Genomic DNA, 21,187 nt, shown 5'->3' with positions numbered 1-21,187 from the left:
TTTTCCATTCCCTTCAACCCAAAGTTGAGGGATAAGTTCCCAATTACATTTGCATTGAAGGACTTAGTCTGGGCCCAAGTTATTAGCAGGCTCAGGTGAACTTGAGATAAATTGAAAGAAGATTTTATGCCGGTCACGCTTGTCCCAAAGCCAAACCAGGCAGATCAGAAACGCCACTGGCAAGTCGCGAAACGGACATACGAGCATAAGGAAGTATCATGAAGCAGGTGAACTGTTTGATCATAGGTGCTGGCTTTGGCGGCATTGGTATGGGCTACCAGCTCAGACAAGCGGGAATCGACAGTTTCGCAATACTCGACAAGGCCACTGATTTTGGGGGCACTTGGCAGCATAACACCTATCCCGGTGCGGAATGCGATGTGCCCTCGCATTTGTATTCTTACTCTTTCAGCAAAACGCCGGACTGGAGCCGAAAATGGTCGGGACAGAAAGAGATTCTGGATTACATCCGGGATTGTGCGGAAACATTCGGAGTGATCGCGCATTTACGCCTTGGCTGCGCCGTCACTTCAGCAAGCTTCGATCCGACAAGTGAAATGTGGACTGTAACGACCAAGGGCAATGGAGATGAAACCTATCTCTGCCGCCACGTGGTTTGCTCGGTTGGTCAGTTGCACTTTCCCAACCGTATTGGGATACCGGGGATGAAGCTCTTCGGGGGAACCATATTCCATTCTGCCGAATGGCGCCATGATATCGACCTGAAGGACAAATCGGTTGCTGTGATTGGAAATGCAGCCAGCGCGCTGCAGTTCATCCCAGAGATCGCCAAACAGGCAGACATTCTGACAGTTTATCAACGCACGGCAAATTGGGTCATGCCCAAAGGCAACAAGACCTATGGCGAGAGCTTCAAGTCGCTGATGCGTTCGATGCCCTTCCTTCAAAAACTTTATCGCTTCCGCCTTTGGGCCGAGAATGAATTCAAGATCTTTCCAGTCATGAAAGGATCGAAACTGCACGAGATGCTGATGCAGAACATACTGAACCGGCATCTGGAAAAGACGATATCGGACCCAAAACTGCGCGAGGCGCTTCGGCCCAAATACCCGCCCGGCGCGCGTCGCCTTTTGGTCTCGGACAGCTACTATCAGACCCTGAACCAGGACAAGGTTGAGTTGGTGACGGACGGAATCGACTGTTTCACCAAAGATGGGATCAAGACCACAGACGGTACCGAACGCAACCATGATGTGGTCATTCTTGGCACCGGGTTCCAATCCAACCCCTTCCTGCAAGCTATTGATATCAAGGGACGTGATGGTATCTTGTTGCGCGATGTTTGGGATAAGGGTGGTGCGCGGGCCTATCTTGGTATTTCGGTTCCCAAATTCCCCAATCTGCACATTATTTACGGACCAAACACAAACCTTGGCCACACGACGGTACTGGCCATGATCGAAGCGCAAATCGGTTTTGTCATCCAACTTATCAAGGCGGCCGATCACGGCACGATCGAAGTAAAACCTGAGGCGGCATTGCGTTTCGATGACGAGATGCAACAGCGTCTTGCCAAAAGTCAGTGGGCGCGGATCAAGCGCAGCTATTACAAAGATGGCGAGCGGATAACCACCAACTGGCCAGGCAGTTCGTTCGAGTATTTCAGGCGCACGAGGAAACCCAAACTGGCAGATTTCAGGCGTGGAACTTCAGAAGGCTGAGGGGCTATAGATCTACGTTCGCCGCGAAGTCAGAAAACCCGGCAAACCATCTCGCTTGTGTCTGCCAGACCAGTGATCTTGCGCTAGGTACTCAGCAGACCTTTGAAGTCTTCCCGCAGGTTGCGTTTCAGGATCTTGCCAGTCGCGTTCAGTGGCAGCGCGTCCACAAAGACTACCCTGTCCGGGATCTGCCACTTGGCGATCTTACCACCAAAAAACGCCAGCAATTCTTCTTCGCTTGGGTTTGCCCCCTCGGCTTTCACCGCCACAAGAACGGGCCGTTCGTCCCATTTCGGATGCGGCACACCTACAACGGCTGCGCCTGCCAGCTTTGGATGTGCCACCGCGATATTTTCGAGCTCGACCGAACTGATCCATTCACCGCCGGATTTGATGATGTCCTTTGAGCGATCTCGGATCGTCATATACCCGTCTGGGTCCAATGTCGCCACGTCGCCAGTGGCAAACCAACCGTCTTGCAGCAGACCCTGATCCTGCATCATGAAATAGCTGTCCAATACCCAGTATCCGCGCACCATCAGGTCTCCCTGTGTTTCACCGTCGCGCGGAAGCTCATTGCCGAGATCATCAACGATTTTCAATTCGACCCCATAACAAGGACGGCCCTGACTTTCCCGAAGCCCATACTGCTCTTCTTTGGGCAGTTTTCCATGTTTCGCCAAGGGCTGGTTCGCGGTTCCCAGCGGGCTCATCTCGCTCATCCCCCAGGCGTGGACTGTATCAACACCGTAGGTTTCGCGGAACGTCTCGATCATCGACGGCGGACATGCGGCCCCACCAATAACTGTGCGCTCAAGACTGGACAGTTGACTGCCCGACTTCTTGGCAGAGGCCAGCAGACCCTGCCAGATCGTCGGCACACCCATGGCCAGTGTCACCCCATAGTTGTCAATCAAATTGACCAATGCCTCGCCATGCAAATCTGGTCCCGGTAATACCATCCGAGACCCCGACATCGCGCAAGCGTACGGCGATCCCCAAGCGTTCACATGGAACATCGGTACAACTGGCAGTACCACATCCATCGCCGAAAACCCGATCACGTCACGCGTGTTGGACCCAAAACTGTGCAAAACTGTCGAGCGATGGGAATAGAGCACCCCTTTGGGGTTGCCAGTTGTGCCCGAGGTGTAACAAAGGCTTGAGGCTGTGTTTTCGTCCAGTCTGGGCCATTGAAAGCCGGAATCACCGGTTTCGATCAGCTCATCATAGAACTGCACCCCTGGAACCTGCGCGATTGCGTCATCATTCCGCGGACCCATTAACACGAAATGCTGCACCTCTGTCAGGTAGTCCTTCAAAGCGGCGACAAGCGGGATGAATGTGGCGTCGAAAAACAGAACCCGGTCCTGCGCATGATTGATGATATAGGTCAGCTGCTCTGGAAACAGCCTGGGGTTTACGGTGTGGCACACGAATCCAGCACCCGAAGTGCCATAGTAAATTTCCAGATGGCGGCGGTTGTTCCATGCCAATGTCGCTATCCGAGCGTGCGGTTCCAGCCCAAGACCTAACAGTGCAGAACCCAATTTTCGCGCGTTTTCGGCGACTTGCGACCAGTTTGTTTCAGTTAAACTGCCGTCAGTTTCGACAGAATAAATCTCGGTTTGGCCATGATAGCGATCGGCATGCTCGATCAGTGACGAGATCAGCAACGGTTGCGTCATCATTTGTCCCAGCATGGACATCCTCCCTGTGTCGGGGCCGCTTTTTGCAGCACCTTCTTGTTTGCCACGCATCTTTGACTGTTGGCGCGGTCAAAAGAAATCCTGCCAAGCATTTAATTGTCTGACAATAGAAGAATGCGTCATGCAAGGGCTGCAAAGCTGGCTTTTATTCGGTTTCCCGGTGCAACATGGCATAGGCAACAAGGGCGGCCGTTGACCCGTCTTTGGTCTCGGTACCTTCTGCACCGTCCACGATTGGCCCCAGTGAAGTCGCCAGTTCCTTGCCCAGTTCAACGCCCCACTGGTCAAAAGAGTTGATCCCCAACAGGACCCCTTCGACGAATACGCGATGCTCGTACAGGGCGATGATCTGCCCCAGAACAAAAGGCGTTAGCTTGGGGTACATCAGCGTGGTCGAGGGACGATTGCCAGCAAACACCCGATGTCGGGCCTGACGTTCGCATTCTTCACCCGTCAACCCTTTGTCGGCCATGCGCTGCCGCGCCTCGTCCAGCGATCGGCCGCGCATCAGCGCCTCGGACTGGGCCAGACAGTTGGCCAGCAGCAGACGGTGATGGTGGGTCAGCTCGGGTTCATGTCCCTCGGCAGCGACCATGAATTCGCAAGGGATAACGTCTGTGCCCTGATGGATCAGCTGATAAAACGCATGCTGACCATTGGTACCAGGCTCACCCCAGACCACCGGACCCGAAGGAATGGTCAGCGCACTGCCGTCCACGGCAACGGATTTGCCATTCGACTCCATCTCGAGCTGCTGAAAATATGCGGGCAAGCGCAGGAGACGCTGATCGTATGGCAGCACGGCCCGGCTGGCATATCCCAGAACCTGCCGATGCCAGACACCGGTCAAAGCCAACATCACCGGCATATTCTCGGACCAATCGGCGGCGCAAAAATGCACGTCCATTGCCTGTCCACCACGCAAAAACGCGTCAAAGGCCGTCGAGCCTACGGCAATCATCACCGGCAGGCCCACAGGCCCCCAAACCGAATAACGCCCGCCGACCCAATCGGCGAAACCAAACACGCGCTGTTCGGGAATGCCAAAGGCCTGAGTCTTGTCCAAAGCGCTGGAAACCGCAGCAAACTGTCGGGCCGGCTCCCCGCCGCCATCGACCATCCAGGCGCGCGCGGTGCGGGCATTGGTCATGGTTTCAATGGTCGTGAACGTCTTGGACGCGACAATCACAAGTGTCCGCGTCGGATCCAGCTGCCGTAGAACATCGGCAATATGTGCCCCGTCTACATTCGAGACATAGTGCAGCCGCGGCCCGTCGTGATACGGAGCCAGCGCATGCGTAGCCATAACCGGTCCCAGATCAGACCCACCAATTCCGATATTCACCACATCGGTAAAGCTGCCCCCTGCCCCGGACACGGCACCCCCTCGGACCTCTTCGGCAAAGACACGCATCCGCTGCAGCGTATCCAGAACGCCAGGCATGACATCCAGACCATCCACGTCGACCGGACCGCCATCCAGATTCCGCAATGCCGTATGCAGAACCGAGCGTTCTTCGGTTTCATTGATCTTGGCACCCGCAAACATCGCGTCGCGCCTGTCGGCAAGCCCCGCCTCGTCGCATAGGCGGATCAGGGCTGCGCGAATGTCTGCGTCAATCTGCGTCTTTGAATAGTCAAACAGCATATCGCCCGTTGAGGTCGAGAAAACCTGTGCCCGATCCACGTCTTGTTCAAACAAGTCCAAAATGGAATGACCGCCATCTGACGCAAATGCCTTGAGAGTATCCAGGTTCATAACTCTACTCCGCCCAATGGACCGTCATGCCGCCCAACACAGCAGCAATCGGCGCCTCTTTGGGATGCAGGGACATGGCCCGGTCCAGCGCCTTGCGTTTGGTTTCCCCAAAAATCACCAGATGCTTAGACAATGCGCCGTCCAAGACCGGAGCCGTTAATGTAATCCGCGCCTCGGGCTGAACTTCGGGTCGGGCCACGGCCAAAGGTGGCGCATGCCCGTCCAATGCGGCGGCCAACCCGTCCATCCCCGGAAACAGCGAGGCGGTGTGCATATCTTCGCCCATACCCAGCATGAGAACCGAAAGAGGCAGCACAGGCGCAATCAAGCTTTCAATTTCGGGCAGCACCGATTCCGGATCTTTGCCATCCAGATACAGCGGCACATATTGCGCGACCGAGGCGCGATTGGTCAGCAAACGCTCTTGGATCAGCTGCGCATTTGCGCGATCGCTGTCGCTGGATACGCACCGTTCATCTGTTGGCAGAATTCGGACCCGATCCCAATCCAAATCAGCGGCACACAATCCGTCAAAGACCGGCCCGGGTGTGGTACCGCCCGGCACAGCAAAAGAGACCAGATCGTGATGCAGCAGCGCCGCCTCAAGATCTCCGGCGATAGCATTGGCCACGTCGATGGCTAGCATATCCCGGTCGGCGTATTCCTGAATTTTCATGGGTTTATCCCTTGCCAACGGCGACCGTCCCGTTTCATCAGCAGCTCGGCGTCGCCCGGCCCAGTGCTGCCGCTCTCATAAGGTTTCGGCACGTCGCCACGCGACTGCCATCCTGCGATGATCGGGTCTGTCCAGGCCCAGGCGGCCTCGACCTCATCACCGCGCATGAACAGCGTCTGATTGCCTCGGATCACATCCATCACCAGACGTTCATAGGCGTCTGGCGGGTCCTGGTTCTCGGCGCCCAGGGCCTCGGCAAAGCTCATGTCCAAGGGCACGTCGACCAAACGCATGCCGCCTTGCCCGGGCTCTTTGATCGTTACTTTCAGCGTGATGCCCTCATTTGGCTGCAGGCGGATCGACAGCGCATTCGCATGACGCCCGGCATCCGCTCCAAAGATCGAGTGCGGCGCGTCTTTGAACATCACATTGATCACCGAAGACCGGGCCACAAGGCGCTTGCCCGTGCGCAAGTAGAACGGTGTTCCCGCCCATCGCCAGTTGCTGATATGCGCCCGCAGCGCCACATAGCTTTCCGTGGTCGAGCGCGGATTTCCAACGGCTTTGCGGTAACTTGAACTTTCGCCCTCAAACTGCCCCCGCACGATATGATGCGGCTTTACCGGGTCCAGAGCGCGAATGACCTTGAGCTTTTCATCACGCACCGCATCCGGGTCGAACTTGGCCGGAGGTTCCATGGCGATCAGGCACAAAAGCTGCATCAGGTGGTTCTGCATCATGTCGCGCATCGCGCCTGCGCGCTCGTAATACTCTTCACGGCCGTTAATTCCGACGGATTCGGCTACGGTGATCTGGATATGGTCGACATACTGGCTGTTCCAAAGTGGTTCGAACAACATGTTGCCGAACCGAACAGCCATCAGGTTTTGGACGGTTTCCTTGCCCAGATAGTGGTCGATTCGATAGATTTGACTTTCCCTGAAATGCGCGGCCAGCGTGGCATTCAAAGCCCGCGCACTTTCCAGATCATGGCCAAAGGGTTTTTCAACCACGATCCTCGTCTGCGGCGTAGTCAGATCATAAGCCTCGATCCGTTCCGCCAGAGGGCCAAACAACCGCGGCCCCACCGAAAAATAGAACGCCCGAACCCGATCCGGCTGAAGTTTCTGCGCAAGCTCGGCCCAGCCATGATCCGCAACAGCATCCAATGTCACATAATCAACCCGCTGCAAAAACGCGTTCTGTGCAGCGGTGTCCTGACTGTTTCGTCCGGCATGTGACTCAAGCGAGTTGCGGACCAAATTGCGGAACTTGTCACGATCGTAATCCGTTCGGGCCGCCCCGATTACTTGCGCGCCTTCAGCCCACTGGCCAGCACAAAACCGGCGAAACAGAGCGGGCAGGATTTTACCCTGCGCCAGATCGCCGGTTCCGCCAAAAATGACCAGATCAAAGGGGTCTACAGGTATGACGCGAGAAACCATGTGTTTTCCTTACCTTGCCCTATGCTCAATGTCCAATGTTAGCGCAACCATTTTTGCGGATTTCCGCGACATCAATTCTCTGTCAGTTCACCCATGTCTCACTTTGCGAAACGGTCTGAAACCTCTAATTCAAGGTGACAACAGAAAAGAACCGGAAACCGGAATGAAAGACAACGCCCCTCAGATCGTCAATATCGGCAAGTTTCAAAACAAATTGGTGACAGCGGATGGCCAGACTCGTGCCTCGGTGGCGTTGACCAACCCCGAGACGCTCTGGTTCAATACCGGGACTCTGTGCAACATCGAATGTGTGAACTGCTATATCGAAAGCAGCCCGACCAATGATGCGTTGGTCTATATCTCGGCGGGTGAAGTGCGGGACTATCTGGACCAGATCGAAGACAGAAACTGGCCCGTGCGTGAGATTGGCTTTACCGGTGGTGAGCCGTTCATGAACCCCGACATGATCGAGATGGCACGCGCGGCGCTGGAACGCGGCTATGAGGTGTTGATCCTGACCAACGCGATGCGGCCAATGATGCGCCAGAAGATGCGCGAGGGATTGACTGAACTTCAGCGCGACTACGCTGGGAAACTGACGCTGCGGGTATCGCTCGACCATTATCGTGCCGACCTGCACGATAAGGAACGTGGCAAAGGCAGTTTTGACAAAACCGTGGAAGGTATGAAGTGGCTACTCGATGGCGGATTCCGGATGGCTGTTGCCGGCAGAACCGTATGGGGCGAGGACGATGAAAAAAGCCGTCAGGGATATGCTACGTTATTCAACCACTACGGGTTTGACATCGACGCGCATGATCCTGCGCGAACGGTCCTTTTCCCTGAAATGGACGAAACCGTCGAAGTGCCGGAAATTACCACCGCCTGCTGGGGTATCCTGGACAAATCACCCGCGACTGTGATGTGCGCCAGTGCCCGGATGGTGGTCAAACGCAAGGGCGCTGAAAAACCGGCCGTTCTGGCCTGCACGTTGCTGCCTTATGAGCCGGAGTTCGAGATGGGGCATACGCTGGCCGAGGCGGAAGCGGACGTGCACCTTAACCATCCGCATTGTGCCAAATTCTGCGTTCTGGGCGGGGCCAGCTGCTCGGGTTGATCAGTTCAGTTCCGGCGATTTCCAGAATTTTGTACCCGACGCGCCCGCTGCCACGCGCCACCCTGTCTTGGACAGTGCAAAAAAGGACCGACCGTCGGTGAATCGCACGGTTTCCGTCGTGTTTTCGTCGCCGTACATGGCACCGGTTTCGGCGGTCGCGTCATAGCCTTGAGTGATGAACTTATCCAGATCAGCAGATGTTTCGAACATGATCACAAATTTGGATTCAAAACCGCCGATGCCGATCGCGCCACCCACGCCGCCTGTTCCCATGTTCATATATGTGTGCTGGCCGGTGTCCTTTGACACCGCCACACCCCGCCCATACCCAGCCGAGACTGGAAACACCGTAACCTTGCGCGAGTCGAACACGGCATAGCCGGCACAGACCTCGTACAGCGCATGCGCTTCGTGATTTTCGGCCAGCAACTGATCCAGAATCTGCGTGGCCAATGTGTCCAGCTTGGCGCGCGTCTCTTCCGGAGTGGCCTCATTGCTTAGCAATTCGGTGGTCGAGTCGACCGTACCCTCAACAGCTTTCGCGCCTTTATCGATTGTCTCGCCAACGGTTTCGGCCCCTTGCCCGACAACGTCAGCCGCGTTTGCCGCACCTTTTTTGATCTTGTCCAAAACTCCCTCAGCGGCGACTGGCCCACCAAGCAAAACGGCGGCGACAAACAGCAACATTCTGGGCATGCGGCATTTCCTTAGCTGATCAATGGTTTGGACACGACCCTAGCCTAAGAAAATCAAATCGAACACGCCCTTTCGTTACACAGCCGATAATCTGTCAGGGCGGCTAATTCACCCGAAACTCGCCAACTTGATTGCGCCACTCGCCGGGCGCGATCATCTTACGGTGGGTGAATTTTACGGAATGTAAGGGGCCTTCGATCTCTCGCTGCCAGAAATCAATGAACTCGAACAGTTTCGGATGATCCGGCGCCAGATCGTATTCCTGCCAGATGAAGGTGTTCAGAACATGGATATAGTCGGGCATGTGGTAGAATAATTCCGCCGTTGTCAGCCCATAACCTTTAAGCATCAATTCCGTTTCGCTGCGCTCCATTTCGACCTCAATATTAATTGCAAGGTCCCCCTATTGTATCACGAAAACACCCTAATCCTTAGTTAACAATATGTTACCGTGATGTTACCGGAGTTTCTCACTTGCAAAATGGTTGCTTGCTTGCACCTTATGTGCCGGGTCTGATAAGGTGTATCCACAAGATATAGAGTCTGCATACAGAACGGGCAGTTTACGTGAGCGATACGCCAGAAGTTCCTGAAAATATGGATGAAAACCCACCAGAACGCCCCGTTTACGGTGGCCCGACGGTCTCCATCGAATCCGAAATGCGCACGTCCTATCTGGACTATGCGATGTCGGTCATTGTTAGCCGTGCGATTCCTGATCTGCGCGATGGGTTGAAACCGGTACATCGGCGCATCCTTTACGCGATGCACGAGACCGGAAACACCCATGACAAATCCTATCGCAAATCGGCCCGTCCGGTCGGCGACGTAATGGGTAAATACCACCCACATGGCGACAGCGCGATCTATGACGCGTTGGTGCGGATGGCTCAGGATTTCTCGATGTCGCTGCCGCTGCTGGACGGTCAGGGCAACTTTGGCTCGATGGACGGCGACAACCCGGCGGCCATGCGCTATACCGAAGTGCGGATGGACAAGCCCGCCGCCTCTCTGCTCGCGGATATCGAGAAAGACACCGTCGATTTTCAGGACAACTATGACGGCAAAGACAGAGAGCCGACAGTCCTGCCCGCACGGTTCCCGAACATGCTGGTCAACGGCGCTGGCGGCATTGCCGTGGGCATGGCGACCAATATCCCGCCGCACAATCTTGGTGAGGTGGTCGACGCCACCCTCGCCCTGATCGACGATCCCGATCTGACGTCCGAGCAGCTGATCGAGTATGTTCCAGGCCCCGACTTCCCGACCGGCGGCGTAATGCTGGGCCGGTCCGGCGCGCGTAAAGCCTATCTGGAAGGTCGCGGCAGCGTCATAATCCGCTCGAAGACCCGCGTCGAAGAGATCCGTAAAGACCGCTATGCCATCGTGGTTGATGAGATTCCCTATCAGGTGAACAAGGCTTCGATGATCGAAAAGATCGCCGAGGCCGTGCGTGAGAAGAGGATTGAAGGCGTCAGCCACGTTCAGGACGAATCCGACCGTAACGGCGTACGCGTGGTGGTCGAACTCAAACGTGATGCCACGCCCGAAGTTGTTTTGAACCAGCTTTTCCGTTTCTCGCCGATGCAGACCTCGTTTGGCTGCAACATGCTGGCGCTGAATGGTGGCCGGCCCGAGCAGTTGACCCTGCGCCGGTTCCTGACCTCCTTCATTGACTTCCGCGAGGACGTCGTCGCCCGTCGCACCGCCTACGACCTGCGCAAGGCCCGCGAACGCAGTCACATCCTGTGCGGTCTGGCCGTGGCTGTGTCGAACGTGGATGAGGTTGTCGCCACAATCCGGTCATCCGCTGACGCGGCGCAAGCGCGAGAAAAGCTGATGACCCGTCGCTGGCCCGCGGCTGAGATCGAAAGCTATCTGCGCCTGATCGACGACCCTCTGTCCAAGATGAACGACGACGGCACCTATAACCTGACCGAAGTTCAGGCCCGCGCGATCCTCGACCTGCGTCTGCAGAGATTGACCCAGATCGGTGTCAAAGAGGTTACAGACGAACTGGAAGAACTGGCGGGTAAGATCCAGGAATACCTGGATATTCTGTCCTCGCGAGAGCGCATCATGTCGATTATCGGGGATGAGCTGCGCAGCGTGCGTGAACAGTTTGCCGTGCCCCGTCGCACCGAGATCGTCGATTGGTCCGGCGACATGGAAGACGAGGACTTGATCGAGCGTGAGGATATGGTCGTGACCGTCACGTCGGGCGGCTACATCAAGCGTACTCCGCTGGCCGATTTCCGGGCGCAAAAACGTGGTGGCAAGGGCCTGTCGGGAATGCAGACCAAGGAAGAGGACGTCGTTACCAACCTCTTCGTGGCGAACACGCATACACAGTTGTTGTTCTTCACCACTGACGGGATGGTCTACAAACTCAAAACCTGGCGTCTGCCGCAGTCGGGGCGCACTGGTAAGGGCAAGGCAATCGTCAACATCCTGCCGATTCCGACCGGGGTTTCCATCGCGGCGATCATGCCCGTGGATGTGCCGGACGAAGAATGGGAAAACCTGCAGATCATCTTTGCCACCAGCGCAGGTGATGTGCGACGGAACCGACTGTCGGATTTCACCAATGTCCGCCGCAACGGCAAGATTGCGATGAAATTGCCCGAGGGCATCGAACTGGTGAATGCACGCATCTGCTCAGAAGACGAAGATGTGATGCTGGTCACCAATTCGGGCCGCGCAATCCGGTTCCGCACCACTGATGTGCGCGTGTTCAATTCACGCGAATCCACCGGTGTTCGGGGGATCAGGCTGACCAATGGCGACCGTGTCGTCTCGATGTCGGTGATCCGCCACTTTGAAGCTGATCCGGATGAACGCGCCGCCTATCTCAAGATGCGCCGCGCAGTGGCAGGCATCGCCGATGACGGTGAGACGGATGAGGATGAAGTAACCCCCGGCACCATCACGCAAGAACGCTATGCCGAGATGTCTGCGGCCGAAAACATGATCCTGACGATTACCACGGGCGGTGCAGGCAAGCTGAGCTCCAGCCACGACTACCCGGTCCGCGGACGCGGCGGCATGGGTGTTGCGGCGATGGACAAGGCAATGCGCGGCGGGGCACTTGTGGCCTCGTTCCCGGTCGATATCGAAGATCAGATCATGCTGGCCACGTCCAAAGGTCAGTCGATCCGGGTCCCGATCGAAGGCATCTCATTCCGTTCGAGGTCGGCAGGTGGTGTGAAGGTATTCAACACCGGCAAAGGCGAAGAGGTTGTCAGCGTCGCCTGGATCGCCGATCAGGGTGACGAGGAAACCGAAGAGTAACGCGGCCGTCGAGAATTGCGGATCGTGGAACCTGTTTCCGCGATCCGTTTTATGTTTGGGGCTATTGGCCGTGGTCAGCTAGGCCCTCAAACCAGTTCAGGATAAGATCCGCCCACCCGGTTGGAACACTGTGTCCGCCTTGAAAACCGATCACTGACAAGGACCTTTCCTTTTCTGCAACCGAACGGCATCCGTGATAAGTTCTTTGATCAAAGCCGTTTCCTTGGGTTAGATCGACCGTATCGCACCCCAATTTATAGGCCATTCCGTCTGCAGCTTCGACAGCACCCATATAGTTATGCGCCCGAAGGGATGAGTCTGTCCCGGCAAATGGAATGACAGAGTCTGCGTAGCCATGCATATAAAGCAAATCAAAGTCGAAACTGGCCGTGGCACAAGGGCCAGGCTGACGGCGCATCGGCGTCCCACCTATTGGCGCGAAGGTCTTAAGGCGCGGATCAACCTCAGAGCAAGCCAAATACCAGGCGAATGAACCGCCACGAGAATGTCCCGCGACTAGAATGCCATCCGGTTGGATGGAAAACCTTTGAATTGCATCTTCGACGACGACCGCGACAAACCGGAAATCATCCCGGCTGTATCGGGTAGAATCCCACACCCACCCAGTACCAGGGCCGTTTCGATATTCGATCTCCAATGCTGTTGGTGCGATCACCGCATAACCACGATTCAGAAAAGGTTGAACCAAATCAATGTTTTCTACCGTTTTTTGTCCACTTCCGTTTGAGCCATGCAAGAACACGATGGCTGGAAAAGGTCCATCCCCGATTGGGATCAGGGCGTTATAGTGTCGGTCTGAAACCTGACAAGGCATGTCGGCACCACCGCAGTCGGTCACCTGATACAATTCGGAAAAGGACGCGTTTGGCCTATTGCCACGCAACGCCAAATAACCAGCGAGTGCTGCGATGCAGATTGTAACCAGCCTGACGACCAATGCAGGTTTCTTTGCGATCAAAATTTGTACAAGGCCCTGAACTTCGCCTCGAGATAGTCCAGCAGAGGCTCCGGCCCAGGTTCCATGCCACTGGCGCGTTGGATGATGTCGCGGGGGGCGAACAGGCCACCATGGCGCTGCACGTTGTCGCGCAGCCAACCAGTGGCACCCGACGTATCGCCTATGGCCAGTTGGGCGTCCAGATCAGGCAGTGCGGACCGCAGGGCCTGATTCAAGCACCCTGCATAGACATTGCCCAACGAGTAAGTCGGGAAATACCCGAACAGACCGACGGACCAATGGACATCCTGCAAGCATCCGTTCGACGGCCTATCGACCGCATAGCCGAAATCCGCCTTGAACCGGTCGTTCCATGCACCCTCAAGGTCTCTGACCTGCAGATCGCAGCTCATCAACGCACGCTCAAGATCAAAGCGCAGCATGATGTGCAGGTTGTACTGCACCTCATCTGCCTCGGTGCGGATATATCCATTATGGACCCGGTTGACTGTGGCATAGAACGCATCGGCATCGGCGACGCCGAAATTGCCAAAAGCCTCGACCATCTGGCCAAACAGCCAGCCAGTATAGGCGCGTGATCGACCCAGTTGGTTTTCGTAAATCCGGCTCTGGCTTTCATGCACGCCCATCGACACGCCCTGCCCCAACGGGGTCAAAAGGTAGGCTGGGTCGATGCCCTGTTCATAGGCGGCGTGGCCGACCTCGTGAATGGTTGAATAGAAACAGTTGAACGGATCGGTCTCGCTGGTGCGCGTGGTGATCCGCACGTCCAACCCGCTGCCCGAGCTGAACGGGTGAACGGCCTTGTCGACCCGGCCAGTGTTCAGGTCGTAACCGAATCCGGTGGCCAGCTTCTGTGACAGGCGCATCTGGGTCGCTGAGTCAAACGTCCCAGTCAGGGCGGCCGGTCCGGGCTGATCCAGTACGGCTGCTCGCAATGCCACCAGACGCGGACGCATCTGGTCAAAGATCGCAGCGATCTGAGTGCCGGTCGTATAGGGCTCGTAATCTTCGACCATGGCGTCATAGACATCACCGCCCTGTGCCAGGGCCTGACCTTCCTGACGTTTGAGCGCCACAACCTCTTCCAGTACGGGCAAAAAGGCCGCCACATCCTCATCGGCGCGTGCCTGTGCCCATGTGCCCTGCGCGGCTGAGGTAACGCGTGCGATGGTCTTGGCCAAATCGGCGGGCACTTTCACGGTCCGCTCATAGGACCGGCGGATCTCGCGCAGTTGCGCGCGGGCGACATCGTCCTGCGGCTCGGCCTGCTCCAGCCACTCTGGCACACGCGGATCAGACCGTCGGGCATGCAAAACAGCTTCGATCGCGGCCATTTCTTCTGCGCGCTGCGGTGCTGCGCCGCGCGGCATCACTGTTTCCTGATCCCATCCCAGACGCCCGGCAATCTGACCAAGTGCCGAGGTTTCACGTTGGAAGGCCATCAGTTCATCATAGGCAGTCATCTGGGTCAGGCTCCGCGGATCGAAGTTGCGATGGGATAGGCTGTCAGGAAGCGCGCACGCAGGGTCAGAGTCCACACGATCACGGCCATGAACTGGTGGAAAATGGCGATCTGCCAGGGGGCCGCGTAGATCACGGTCATGATCCCAACAACCACCTGCAGCGACAAGGCTGCGAACATCGTGTTGAAGGCAAAGCGCGTTTGCGGATGCGCACTGGAATTGCCACGACGCCAGACAACGATGGCAAAGATGAACAGCAGATAACCCGCGCAACGATGGATGAACTGCACAAGCCCGGGGCTTTCGAAAAAGTTCCGCCACATCGGTTCCAGTATCGCCGCGTCCGGCGGGAAAATCTGCCCGCCGATCAATGGCCAGTCGGTATAAGACCGCCCAGCGTCGATACCTGCGACAAGTGCACCGATGAGGATCTGCAGGAATGCGAAATGCATCAGGCCGGTAGACAGGGAAAACAGTTTGGCCTCTTTCGCGCGGCGGGCTTGCATCAGGTCACGCTCATCCCGGCCAAGTTCGAACATATACCAGGCGAGGAAACCCAAGATCACAAAGGCCAGACCCAGATGGATCGCCAGGCGATAGCTGGCAACGGCGATCATCCCCTCGCCCTGCGTCACGCCTGACGCAACCATCCACCAGCCAACCGCTCCCTGAATCCCACCCAAAGCACCGGGGATCATCAGCTTGCCGGTCCAGCCTGTTGGTATCTTGCGGGCAATAAGGAACCCGAAAAAGCCAAGTGCCCATACCAGCCCGATCACACGGCCCAACTGCCGGTGGCCCCATTCCCACCAATAGATGGATTTGAAGTCCGCAAGCTCCATCCACTGGTTTTGGATGCGCCACTGGTCGATTTGCTTGTACTTGTCGAACTCGGCCTGCCAGTCGGTTTCGGTCATCGGCGGGACAGCCCCGGTGAGCGGGCGCCATTCGGTGATCGACAGCCCGCTATCGGTCAGGCGGGTCAGCCCACCCACCGCAATCATCACAACCACAAGCGCAAACAGGATCATCAGCCAGGCCCGGATAGCCTTACGCGCACCACCGCGGCCCCGGTCAATCATACCAGGTTGAACCGCTTGTTGTTTTTCAGAGTCTGAGACCTCTTCGAAGATGCTGCGCTTGCCGCTCATGCGTTCCTCATGTGTCTTGAATTTCGTTGCAAGCTAGGACCACCATGGGACGAGGTCCAGCCTTACCCTTTGTCTTTCCAACGGACCATCTGACGCATGACCCCGTGCAACATCTGCACATCCGCCCGCGTCATCCGCATCCGTGACCACAGATTGCGCAGATTGGTCTTCATGCTTTCGGCTTTTTCAGGCGGGTAAAAGAACCCCGCCTCTTCCAGCCGGTCTTCATAATGTTCGACCAGTTTTTCGACCTCGATGCCTGTGGCCCAGTCGCCTTTGCCCAGATCGGTTGCCTCATGCACGACGTCGCCTGTCTGGCGCATCCACTCATAGGCGGTCAGCAACACGCATTGCCCAAGGTTCAATGAGGCATATTCCGGATTGACCGGGACCGAGATGATGGCATTGGCCTTGGCGATATCCTCATTCTCAAGCCCTGCCCGTTCCGGGCCAAACAGCACGGCGACTTTTTCGCCCGCAGCGACCTTTTCGGCCGCGATCTGCATAGCGCGTTCGGGGCTGAAGACCGGCTTGGTCAACCCGCGCTGGCGGGCCGTAGTAGCAAAGACATAGGTACTGTCAGACAGCGCGCCAGCCAGATCGTCAAACAGCTGCGCCTCATCTAGTAGACGGCCCGCACCGCTGGACATCGCCACTGCCTTGGGGTTTGGCCAGCCATCACGTGGGGCCACGATCCGCATCCGGTCCAGCCCGAAATTCCACATCGCCCGCGCGGCGGCACCGATGTTTTCACCCATCTGCGGGCGCACGAGCACAAATGAGGGCTGGGATTTGTCGCTTGGCATGGTTGTCTCCGAAAACTGCGCCTGCTGTAATCGTCGCGCAAACGCAGGGCAAGCCATTGGCGGCGCCAATTCTGCCTGAAACAGGCATAAAAGTTTGCTTCCGCCCCGCAATCCGCTAAACCGCGCAAAAGACTTAAAGCTAAGGACGCGCCGATGGACACCCCCGAGCAGCCGCAGATTTACCTGATTACCCCGCCGACCATCACGTTGAGCACGTTCCCCGACCAACTGGCCCGCGTTCTGGACAGCACCGAAATCGCCTGTATCCGACTGGCTCTTGCGGGAAATGACGAGGATACGATTGCCCGTGCCGCTGATGCCTGCCGCGAGGTTGCGCATACGCGGGACGTGGCGCTGGTGATTTCCAACCACGTCCTGTTGGCGCAGCGTCTGGGTCTGGATGGGGTGCATCTGGATGATGGCGCGCGCTCGGTCCGGTATGTGCGTAAGGAATTGGGTGCCGATGCCATTGTCGGCTGCTTCTGCGGCACCTCCAGCCATGACGGCATGTCAGCTGGTGAGGCCGGGACGGATTATGTGGCCTTTGGCCCGGTTGGCACGTCCTCCTTGGGTGACGGAACCGTGGCCGAGCACGATCTGTTCCAGTGGTGGTCCGAGATGATCGAAGTGCCGGTTGTGGCAGAAGGCGGCCTGACCCCCGAATTGATCCGTGACCTCAGCCCCTGCACCGATTTCTTCGGCATCGGGGATGAGATCTGGTCACAGGATGACCCGGCCGCTGGACTGAACGACCTGATCACCGCCATGGGCTGAGCAGGATGTGAGCGTTAACCCTTGCACCCACGCCGGGGCTGCGGCATGACGTCGACATGACTCAGAACAGCGAAATTCTTTGTATCGGTTCTGTCCTGTGGGACGTGATCGGACGTTCTGCTAGCGCCATGCGGCAGGGGTCGGATGTTCCCGGCAGGATCACCCGCCTGCCCGGAGGCGTGGCAATGAACATTGCCATGACGCTGGTGCGGTTTGGCATGACGCCCACCCTGTTGACCGCCATTGGCCGCGATCCCGAAGGGGATGAGCTGGTCAATGCCTGCGCCCGGCTAGGGATGGTAACGGATCACATCTATCGCTCGCAGGACCTGCCGACCGACCGATATATGGCTGTCGAGGGCGCCAATGGGTTGATTGCCGCGATTGCGGACGCCCATTCACTTGAGGCTGCAGGGGCAAAAATTCTGAAACCCCTGATGCAAGGCCCATTAGGCACAGAGACCATGCCATTCGATGGTCCTGTTGCTTTGGATGGCAACCTGACGCTGTCGCTTTTGGAAGAAATCGCGCAAAGCCCAGCCTTCGCCGGGGCCGACCTGCGCGTGGCACCGGCCTCTCCCGGCAAGGCCGATCGCCTGCTGCCTTTCCTCAAGCATGCCCGCGCGACGCTTTATGTGAACCTCGAAGAGGCTGGCATCCTGTGCCAGCGCGAATTCGCGGATTCGGCAAGCGCCGCCAAGGGGCTGCTGGATCGCGGCGCGCTGCGCGTGCTGGTGACTGATGGCGGCAGCTCGGCAACCGTTGCCAGCGCTGAGGAAATCTTGACCCAAAAACCCCCATCCGTTCTGGTCACCCGTGTGACCGGCGCGGGTGATACATTCATGGCGGCGCATATCGCATCCGAGGCCACCGGTGCCCCAAGCGATGAGGCCCTGTCACGTGCCCTGCATGCCGCCGCAACTTACGTTTCCGGAGAAACCCCACTGTGATCAACATTCAATATTCTGCCGAGGTCCGCGCCGCCAAAGACGCAGGCCAACCTATCGTTGCGCTGGAAAGCACGATTATCACCCATGGTATGCCCTACCCGCAGAACATCGAGGTCGCGGCACAGGTTGAACAAGACATCCGAGAGGCGGGCGCGGTGCCAGCCACCATGGCGGTGATCAATGGTACGCTTCACGTCGGTCTGGAAGCCGAAGAGTTGAAAGCGCTGGGCCAAGCGCATGGGGTCGCCAAACTGTCCCGTGCCGATATGGCCGCCTGCATGGCAACCGGTGGGACCGGTGCAACAACGGTCGCCGCAACCATGATCGCCGCCCATCACGCCGGGATCGACGTTTTTGCCACCGGCGGTATTGGAGGCGTCCACCAAGGGGCTGAAACCTCATTCGATATCTCTGCTGACCTGCACGAATTGGCCCATACCCCGGTCACGGTTGTTGCCGCAGGCGCCAAAGCCATCCTCGATCTGGCCAAGACGCTTGAGGTTCTGGAAACACTGGGCGTTCCGGTCATTGCCTATGGCCAGGACGAATTTCCGGCCTTCTGGTCGGCAAAATCCCCGCTGGCAGCCCCTCTGCGCATGGACAGTGCGGAAGACATCGCGCACGCACATGCGACCAGACGTGCGCTTGGCCTGCCCGGCGGCCAACTTGTCGCCAATCCGATCCCGGGGGCCGATCAGATCCCATCCGAGGAACTGGCCCCGATTATCGCCTCGGCACAGGCGGATGCAGATGTGCATCGGATCAGCGGTAAAGGGGTCACACCCTACCTGTTGCAACGGATTTATGAGCAGACCGAAGGTCGTTCTCTGACCGCCAATATCGCATTGGTCCGCAACAATGCCCGTCTGGCAGCCGGGATCGCCCGCGCCCTGTCCGCCAAGGCGGATTGACATATTGCTATTGTACCAAGGCCAAGGACTGCTTAACTAAATTCGCAAGCCACTCAGGACCGTAATGAACACTCCTTTTGACGAAGAACCCAACCGACAGCCCGGCCTGTTCTCACGGCTGCGCGCGTCCTTTCTGACGGGCATCGTCGTTATTGCGCCGGTGTGGTTGACGATCTGGCTGATCTGGTCTGTTGTCGGCTGGATCGACAGTGCGGTTCTGCCGCTGGTTCCCCACCAATTCCAGCCTGAACAATATGTTGGCATCAACCTGCGCGGTGTAGGTGTCATCTTTTTTCTGGTGTTCACCGTCGTGGTTGGCTGGGTTGCCAAGGGCATCCTGGGCCGATCCTTTATCTCGTTCACCGAAAGCCTGGTGAACAGGATGCCGGTCATCCGGTCCATCTATTCAGGCATCAAGCAGATTTCCGAGACCGTCTTTGCCCAGACTGAACGGTCATTTGAAAAAGCCTGTCTGGTTCAATATCCGCGCCGTGGCATCTGGGCCATCGGGTTCGTCTCGACCACCGCTAAGGGAGAAGTCAACGAACGCGCAGAAGCGGGTGGCGATCTGTACAGCGTGTTCATTCCGACGACACCCAACCCGACATCGGGGTTCCTGCTGTTCTTTCCGATCGAGGACGTCATCCTTTTGGACATGTCGATCGAAGATGCCGCCAAACTAGTGATTTCGGCCGGTCTTGTTTACCCGAACGACAAAGACCCGACCCAGCCACCAGAGTGACTATCCAAACATTTCCGGCAGATTGACCGTGCTGCGTGCACCCAGATCGGCCTTGTGATCTGTCAAAAACTGATCAGCTGCATTGCGGCCAGCTTCTTTGAGCTTATGCAGGACCACAGGGTTGGGCACTGTCTTGGTCGCGACCGAGAGGTCATTCATCAACGCGTCATCGGCAATCATGTGAACCAGAACACGGCTCATTTCGCCCGTTTTCAGCTTGCCATCCTCCAGCAAGCGCTGAACGAAGCTTATGGCCCTCAGTTCCCGAAACAGCGATGAGTTAAAGCCGATCTCATTGATCCGGTTCTGGATCTGCTGCGGCGTCTTGGGGATTTCTTCCCGTTCCAGAGGGTTGATGTTCACGATCACCACGTCCTCGGGCAGATCGGAATTGAACAAGGGATACAGAGCTGGATTACCGGTATATCCGCCATCCCAGTAAGCCTCAGTCCGGCCCGATTTTGGATCGAATATCTCGACCGCCTGAAACAGGGTTGGCAAACAGGCGGAAGCAAGGATGGCCTCAGTCGACAGCTCATTCCCTGTGAACACCCGTATCTTTCCGCTGCGCACGCATGTCGCGCAGACATACAGACGCGGACCTTCGGCAGCGCATATTTCATCGAAATCAAAGCGCTCAACCACGGGCTGCAAGGGGTTACAGTAGAACGGCCCATAGGCATAAGGCGATACCAACCGCGACCAGGTGTCGCCTACAGCAAACGGCAGCGAATTTTCGATAGACTGTGCGATATGTGAGGGCTCAAACGCACGCATCCAGTTGGTCAGGTTCGTATCGACGACGGCCCCCATACGGGCCCAGAGCGCATCCAGATTGGCGCGCGCACCCTCCCGGCCGCCCCGTACCATGCCAGACTTATAGGCCGCACCGTTCAGTGCGCCTGCCGATGTTCCCGTGATCGCCGCGACTTCGATATCATCTTCCTCCAGCAGACGATCCAGCACACCCCAAGTGAACGCTCCGTGCGCGCCGCCGCCCTGCAAAGCCAGATTGATACGTTTCACTGCCCTA

General features: G+C 57.2%; 18 protein-coding genes. 7 read left to right on the top strand and 11 right to left on the bottom strand.

All coding sequences use genetic code 11. The features are described from left to right. The first annotated feature begins 218 nt into the window (after positions 1-218). Positions 219-1,682, top strand: coding sequence for a flavin-containing monooxygenase (locus AC2FJ5_RS04530; protein WP_496708496.1), 1,464 nt, complete (start codon positions 219-221; stop codon positions 1,680-1,682). Between the two features lie 83 nt (positions 1,683-1,765). Here the strand turns inward: AC2FJ5_RS04530 and AC2FJ5_RS04525 are convergent, their stop codons facing one another. The 4 genes from AC2FJ5_RS04525 to zwf all read right to left on the bottom strand — a co-directional run bounded on the left by AC2FJ5_RS04525 (position 1,766) and on the right by zwf (position 7,271). Beyond that, positions 1,766-3,385, bottom strand: a complete 1,620-nt coding sequence (locus tag AC2FJ5_RS04525; protein WP_496792595.1) for a long-chain-fatty-acid--CoA ligase — start codon at positions 3,383-3,385, stop codon at positions 1,766-1,768. Positions 3,386-3,536: 151 nt separating this feature from the next. Then, positions 3,537-5,150, bottom strand: coding sequence for a glucose-6-phosphate isomerase (gene pgi, locus AC2FJ5_RS04520; RefSeq protein WP_496792593.1), 1,614 nt, complete (start codon positions 5,148-5,150; stop codon positions 3,537-3,539). A 4-nt stretch (positions 5,151-5,154) separates the two neighbouring features. Further along, the gene (pgl, locus tag AC2FJ5_RS04515) at positions 5,155-5,826 is read right to left on the bottom strand and encodes a 6-phosphogluconolactonase (RefSeq protein WP_496792592.1); all 672 of its coding nucleotides are present in this window, start codon (positions 5,824-5,826) and stop codon (positions 5,155-5,157) included. Beyond that, the gene (zwf, locus tag AC2FJ5_RS04510; protein WP_496792591.1) at positions 5,823-7,271 is read right to left on the bottom strand and encodes a glucose-6-phosphate dehydrogenase; all 1,449 of its coding nucleotides are present in this window, start codon (positions 7,269-7,271) and stop codon (positions 5,823-5,825) included. The genes pgl and zwf overlap by 4 nt, the downstream gene beginning before the upstream one ends. Positions 7,272-7,434: 163 nt before the next feature. Between zwf and AC2FJ5_RS04505 the strand changes: the two genes are divergently transcribed. Then, the gene (locus tag AC2FJ5_RS04505; RefSeq protein WP_496792590.1) at positions 7,435-8,388 is read left to right on the top strand and encodes a radical SAM protein; all 954 of its coding nucleotides are present in this window, start codon (positions 7,435-7,437) and stop codon (positions 8,386-8,388) included. On the opposite strand, the gene AC2FJ5_RS04500 is transcribed toward AC2FJ5_RS04505, so the two are convergent. Next, positions 8,389-9,084, bottom strand: coding sequence for a lipid-binding SYLF domain-containing protein (locus tag AC2FJ5_RS04500; RefSeq protein ID WP_496792589.1), 696 nt, complete (start codon positions 9,082-9,084; stop codon positions 8,389-8,391). Between the two features lie 103 nt (positions 9,085-9,187). Beyond that, positions 9,188-9,457 (bottom strand): usg protein, encoded by a 270-nt coding sequence (locus AC2FJ5_RS04495; RefSeq protein WP_142633572.1) that lies wholly within the window; start codon positions 9,455-9,457, stop codon positions 9,188-9,190. 224 nt (positions 9,458-9,681) lie between these two features. Between AC2FJ5_RS04495 and gyrA the strand changes: the two genes are divergently transcribed. Further along, entirely contained in the window at positions 9,682-12,375 is a 2,694-nt protein-coding gene (gene gyrA / locus AC2FJ5_RS04490; protein WP_496792644.1) for a DNA gyrase subunit A, read from the top strand. A 61-nt stretch (positions 12,376-12,436) separates the two neighbouring features. Here gyrA and AC2FJ5_RS04485 read toward each other — a convergent pair whose 3' ends face one another. The 4 genes from AC2FJ5_RS04485 to AC2FJ5_RS04470 form a co-directional block, all read right to left on the bottom strand. Next, positions 12,437-13,354 carry a CE1 family esterase gene (locus AC2FJ5_RS04485; RefSeq protein WP_496792587.1) on the bottom strand — a complete coding sequence of 306 codons (918 nt, stop codon included), beginning with the start codon at positions 13,352-13,354 and terminating at the stop codon, positions 12,437-12,439. Next, positions 13,351-14,820 (bottom strand): carboxypeptidase M32, encoded by a 1,470-nt coding sequence (locus tag AC2FJ5_RS04480; protein ID WP_496792586.1) that lies wholly within the window; start codon positions 14,818-14,820, stop codon positions 13,351-13,353. Before AC2FJ5_RS04480 ends, AC2FJ5_RS04485 begins: the two co-directional genes overlap by 4 nt. A gap of 5 nt (positions 14,821-14,825) precedes the next feature. Further along, positions 14,826-15,971, bottom strand: a complete 1,146-nt coding sequence (gene ctaA / locus AC2FJ5_RS04475) for a heme A synthase (RefSeq protein WP_496691170.1) — start codon at positions 15,969-15,971, stop codon at positions 14,826-14,828. Positions 15,972-16,033: 62 nt separating this feature from the next. Further along, the gene (locus AC2FJ5_RS04470) at positions 16,034-16,777 is read right to left on the bottom strand and encodes an RNA methyltransferase (protein WP_281972025.1); all 744 of its coding nucleotides are present in this window, start codon (positions 16,775-16,777) and stop codon (positions 16,034-16,036) included. A gap of 153 nt (positions 16,778-16,930) precedes the next feature. Between AC2FJ5_RS04470 and AC2FJ5_RS04465 the strand changes: the two genes are divergently transcribed. The 4 genes from AC2FJ5_RS04465 (at position 16,931) to AC2FJ5_RS04450 (ending at position 20,154) form a co-directional block, all read left to right on the top strand. Then, entirely contained in the window at positions 16,931-17,551 is a 621-nt protein-coding gene (locus AC2FJ5_RS04465) for a thiamine phosphate synthase (protein ID WP_496675816.1), read from the top strand. 56 nt (positions 17,552-17,607) lie between these two features. Further along, the gene (locus tag AC2FJ5_RS04460; protein WP_281972023.1) at positions 17,608-18,501 is read left to right on the top strand and encodes a PfkB family carbohydrate kinase; all 894 of its coding nucleotides are present in this window, start codon (positions 17,608-17,610) and stop codon (positions 18,499-18,501) included. Beyond that, complete coding sequence (locus AC2FJ5_RS04455) at positions 18,498-19,412, top strand: pseudouridine-5'-phosphate glycosidase (protein WP_496792585.1); 915 nt, start codon at positions 18,498-18,500, stop codon at positions 19,410-19,412. The genes AC2FJ5_RS04460 and AC2FJ5_RS04455 overlap by 4 nt, the downstream gene beginning before the upstream one ends. 64 nt (positions 19,413-19,476) lie before the next feature. Beyond that, complete coding sequence (locus tag AC2FJ5_RS04450; protein ID WP_142633557.1) at positions 19,477-20,154, top strand: DUF502 domain-containing protein; 678 nt, start codon at positions 19,477-19,479, stop codon at positions 20,152-20,154. On the opposite strand, the gene AC2FJ5_RS04445 is transcribed toward AC2FJ5_RS04450, so the two are convergent. Further along, positions 20,155-21,180: a patatin-like phospholipase family protein gene (locus AC2FJ5_RS04445; RefSeq protein WP_496792583.1), complete on the bottom strand. Its 1,026-nt coding sequence runs from the start codon at positions 21,178-21,180 to the stop codon at positions 20,155-20,157. Positions 21,181-21,187 lie beyond the last annotated feature (7 nt).

This window comes from Ruegeria sp. CDSA221, from assembly GCF_059611825.1.
The sequence above is the reverse complement of the archived record's forward strand: the minus strand, read 5'-3'. Positions and strand labels throughout refer to the sequence as shown.